General features: G+C 66.8%; 5 protein-coding genes and 1 pseudogene. All 6 read right to left on the reverse strand.

All coding sequences use genetic code 11. The features are described from left to right. Window positions 1-299: amidase family protein (locus tag EN742_RS27295; RefSeq protein ID WP_245492405.1), on the reverse strand; the 299-nt coding region annotated here is incomplete at its 3' end. Further along, the gene (locus EN742_RS27300; RefSeq protein ID WP_126058165.1) at window positions 296-646 is read right to left on the reverse strand and encodes a cupin domain-containing protein; all 351 of its coding nucleotides are present in this window, start codon (window positions 644-646) and stop codon (window positions 296-298) included. The genes EN742_RS27295 and EN742_RS27300, both read right to left, overlap by 4 nt. Beyond that, window positions 639-1,307, reverse strand: coding sequence for an isochorismatase family cysteine hydrolase (locus tag EN742_RS27305; protein ID WP_126058166.1), 669 nt, complete (start codon window positions 1,305-1,307; stop codon window positions 639-641). Before EN742_RS27305 ends, EN742_RS27300 begins: the two co-directional genes overlap by 8 nt. Then, window positions 1,307-2,839 carry an ABC transporter ATP-binding protein gene (locus tag EN742_RS27310; RefSeq protein ID WP_127400021.1) on the reverse strand — a complete coding sequence of 511 codons (1,533 nt, stop codon included), beginning with the start codon at window positions 2,837-2,839 and terminating at the stop codon, window positions 1,307-1,309. Before EN742_RS27310 ends, EN742_RS27305 begins: the two co-directional genes overlap by 1 nt. Window positions 2,840-2,849: 10 nt before the next feature. Further along, window positions 2,850-3,551, reverse strand: a complete 702-nt coding sequence (locus EN742_RS27315; RefSeq protein WP_126058168.1) for an isochorismatase family cysteine hydrolase — start codon at window positions 3,549-3,551, stop codon at window positions 2,850-2,852. A gap of 37 nt (window positions 3,552-3,588) precedes the next feature. Further along, a pseudogene (locus EN742_RS27320) lies at window positions 3,589-3,874 on the reverse strand (ABC transporter permease); the annotation flags it as partial.

A 3,874-nucleotide genomic window follows, 5' to 3' on the forward strand; every position in this document is an offset into this window, starting at 1 on the left:
GCGTCCCTTGCGGGCGTGTAGGCATATTCGGCGCAGGCGGCCGTGGTCGGCATGCCGGCGACGTCGATATTGTCCTTGACGGCGAAGGGGATGCCCCAGAGCGGCCTGGCCACGGGGTCGAACGGCCCGAGCGCGTCGGCCGCGGCCAGCATCTCGGCTCTCGTCGCAAGGTGGATGAAGATGCCGGGGTCGCCAGCGGCTTCGATGCGGGCCAGCACCGTATCGATCACATCGGCGATGCCGATGCCGCTTTGGTAGGCCGCGTGCAGGCTGCCGATGTCGAAATGGATGTCGCTCATCTCGTGTCCCCCAGAATGGTCACCGGCAAATCCCACTGGATCAGCACGACGCAGCCGTCCTTCGTCCACACCGAATGCTCGGTGCCGACCGGATTGAGGATCACGCTGCCTGCCGGATAGTCGCCGTTCTCGTCGCTCTGCGTGCCTTCCAGCACGACGATGGTTTCCAGCCCGACATGACGGTGGCGCGGCACGCCGGCGCCCGGCTGGTATTTGAGCACCGCGACCGACGGTTCGACCGGACCGCCCTTGAGCAGCCAGTGCACGCCGATGCCGTCGCGGAAAGGCTCGAACACCAGGTCGCGCCAGCCGCCGTCGAGCAGGCCGGCAAAGGCAAGGTTAGGCATTCGCAATTCCCTCGAGAACCTGATCGGTCGTCGCCGTCCAGCCGACGATCGCGCCCTGCGCCCGGATCATCGCCAGGGCGGCCGCCTTGAATTCGGGAAAGTAGCTTTCCGTCGCGTCCTCGGCGACGAGGCACTCGTAGCCGCGGTCGTTGGCCTCGCGCATCGTCGTCTGCACGCAGACCTCGGTCGTCACGCCGGCAAAGATGAGTTGCCGGGCGCCGATCCGCTTCAGGTCTTCGCCGAGGCCGGTCGCGTAGAAGGCGCCCTTGCCGGGCTTCTCGATGACGATCTCGCCGGGCAGGGGCGCGAGCTCGTCGAGGATCGCGGTGCCCGGTTCGCCGGCGATCAGCACGCGCCCCATCGGACCGACATCGCCGATGCGGATCGACGCGTTGCCGCGGTCCCGCTTGGCGGGCGGCAGGTCCGACAGGTCGGGCCGATGGCACTCCATGGTGTGGATCACCGGCAGGCCGGCGGCGCGAAAGCCTTCGATCAGCCGCTTCACCGTGGGAACGATCGCGGTGATCCGGCTGACGTCGTTGCCGAGGCTGGCGCCGAAGCCGCCCGGCTCGGCGAAGTCGCGCTGCATGTCGATGACAATGAGCGCCGTCGCCTCGGGCTTGAAGGCGAAGGCGAAGGGCTGTGCTGCGATTTCCGCCATCAGTGATGCCCCGCCATGTGCTCGCCGATCGTCTGCACGCTCGCCTGCGCGATCGGCGTCTCGTAGACGAGCGCGCCGTCGGACATCACGAGGATGCGGTCGGAGAGTTCCAGGAGTTCATCGAGGTCTTCCGACATCAGCAGCACCGCTGCCCCCGCATTGCGCGCCTTCATGATGCGGGCGCGGATTTCGGCGACGGCGGAGAAGTCGAGGCCGAAGCACGGGTTGGAGACGATCAGCAGGTCGACCTCGCCGGTGAGCTCGCGGGCGAGCACCGCGCGCTGCACGTTGCCGCCCGACAGCGAGGCGATGGGTGAGGAGAGCGAAGCCGTCTTGACCTTGAACTGCTCGACCAGCCGGGCGCTGAAGGATTTGATGGCGCCGGCGCTGATCCAGCTCACCGGCTTGCCGTTGCCGTCCACGTCGAAGGTGCGGAAGGCGATGTTCTCGGCGACTGTCATCCTCGGCGCGCAGGCATTCTTGAGCGGTTCCTCCGGGATCAGCCGCACGTTGAGGGCGCGCGCCTCTGCCCGCGTCGCCGCATAGGCGGAGCCGCGCACCATCACCTCGCCGCCATTGCGCGGGCGCTGCCCGGCCAGCACTTCGAGAAATTCCTTCTGGCCGTTGCCGGAGATGCCTGCGATGCCGACGATCTCCCCGGAGCGAACGCCGAGATCCGCGATGTCGATCGATTTGTGGCCGGTGCGGTCGGGCGCCCTCAGTGCCTTCACCTTGAGCACAATCTCGGCGTCCGGCTTAGGCTCGACGCGGCTGTCCAGGGCGGCGATCGGCTGGTCGCCGATCATCATCGCCGCCATCTCTCGGTGAGAAAGGTCGGCGACCTTGCCGGTCCCGGTGAGCCTGCCCTTGCGCAGCACCGTGATGTCGTCGGCGAATGCCGTGACCTCATGGAATTTGTGGGAGATCATCAGCACGGTGAGATCGCCGGCCATGGTCATGCCGCGCACCAGGCCAAGCACTTCCTGCGCCTCGCCCGGGGTAAGCACGGATGTCGGCTCGTCCAGGACCAGGAAATTGCGGCCGAGGTAGAGCTGCTTGATGATCTCAAGCTTCTGTTTCTCGCCGGCGGCGAGCTCGGCCACCTTGACGTCGAGCGGCAGCTTGAAGGGCATGCGCTCCATGAATTGGGCAAGCGCGCCGCGCTCCTTGCGCCAGTCGATGACACCGGGCACCTTCTCGCGCGAGATGACCAGGTTCTCGGCGCCGGTCAGCGACGGGACGAGCGTGAAATGCTGGTAGACCATGCCGAGACCGAGCGCCGAGGCATCCCTGGGGCTGGCGATCGTCACCTCGCGTCCGTCGACCAGCATGTCGCCCGACGTTGGGTGGTAGAAACCCATCATGCATTTGACCAGCGTCGACTTGCCGGCGCCGTTCTCGCCGAGCAGGGCGTGGAAGGAGCCGGCCAGCACCTTGATCGAGACGTCGTCGAGCGCCGTGAAGGCGCCGAAGCGCATGGTCATGCCGATGGTCTCGACGCCGATCGCCTTGCGATGGGGAGTTCCGCTCATCGCCGGTCCCTCACGGCAATTGGGCGACGAGCGCGGCGGAATTCGACACCGCGCCGAAGACGCCGCCCTGCATCTTGATCATCTTGATCGCCGCCAGATGGTTGCCGTAGTCGGTCGCCCCGCAGCAGTCCTCCAGCATCACGCATTCGAAGCCGCGATCGTTGGCCTCGCGCATGGTGGTGTGCACGCAGACATCGGTGGTGATGCCGGTGAGCACGATGTTTGCGATGCCGCGCTGGTTGAGGATCAGTTCGAGGTCGGTGGCGCAGAACGAACCCTTGCCGGGCTTGTCGATGATCGGCTCGCCCTCGGCCGGATAGAGGTCGGGGATGATGTCCCAGCCCGGCTCGCCGCGCACCAGGATGCGCCCGCAAGGGCCGGGGTCGCCGATGCCGGCATTGATGCGGCGCGAGCGCCAGCGCTTGTTGGCGGGAAGGTCGGCAAGGTCGGGGCGATGGCCCTCGCGCGTGTGGATGATGGTGTAACCCTTGGCCCGCATGGCGGAGAGCACCGACTTGATAGGCTCGATCGGCGCCCTGACCAGCGACAGGTCATAGCCCATATGGTCGACATAGCCCCCCGGTCCGCAGAAATCGGTCTGCATGTCGATGATGATCAGCGCCGTGTTGTCCGGCCCCAGATCGCCATTGTAGGGCCAGGGATAGGGATCGGCGTCGATGTAGCGCTGGGTGATCTCGGCTCTGGCGTTCATGGCAAAACTCCGGTCTCGCGAGCGGTTCCTGGGAGGGTCACTTGGTGATCGACAGTTCGCCCGGCGCGCCGGCGAGCGTGCGGCTCGGCGACGAGGTGGCGATCATGATGATGAGGGTGAGGATGTAGGGCGCGGCGTAGAACAGGTAGTAGCCTTGCGTCACGCCCACCGACTGCAGCGCAGGACCGAGGGCGCCGGCGCCGCCGAACAGCAGCGCGGCGGCGAAGCAGCCGAGCGGGTTCCAGCGCGCGAAGATGACCAGCGCCACCGCCATCAGCCCCTGGCCCGACGAGATGCGCTCCGTCCAGCTGCCGGGATAGTAG

The organism is Mesorhizobium sp. M4A.F.Ca.ET.020.02.1.1 (assembly GCF_004022645.1).
Classification (GTDB): Bacteria; Pseudomonadota; Alphaproteobacteria; order Rhizobiales; family Rhizobiaceae; genus Mesorhizobium.

Excerpts from the sequence above, each read along its gene's own strand:
- EN742_RS27310 (WP_127400021.1), bottom strand. The coding sequence starts at position 2,839 with ATGAGCGGAACTCCCCATCGCAAGGCGATCGGCGTCGAGACCATCGGC.
- EN742_RS27305 (WP_126058166.1), bottom strand. The coding sequence starts at position 1,307 with ATGGCGGAAATCGCAGCACAGCCCTTCGCCTTCGCCTTCAAGCCCGAG.
- EN742_RS27300 (WP_126058165.1), bottom strand. The coding sequence starts at position 646 with ATGCCTAACCTTGCCTTTGCCGGCCTGCTCGACGGCGGCTGGCGCGAC.
- EN742_RS27315 (WP_126058168.1), bottom strand. The coding sequence starts at position 3,551 with ATGAACGCCAGAGCCGAGATCACCCAGCGCTACATCGACGCCGATCCC.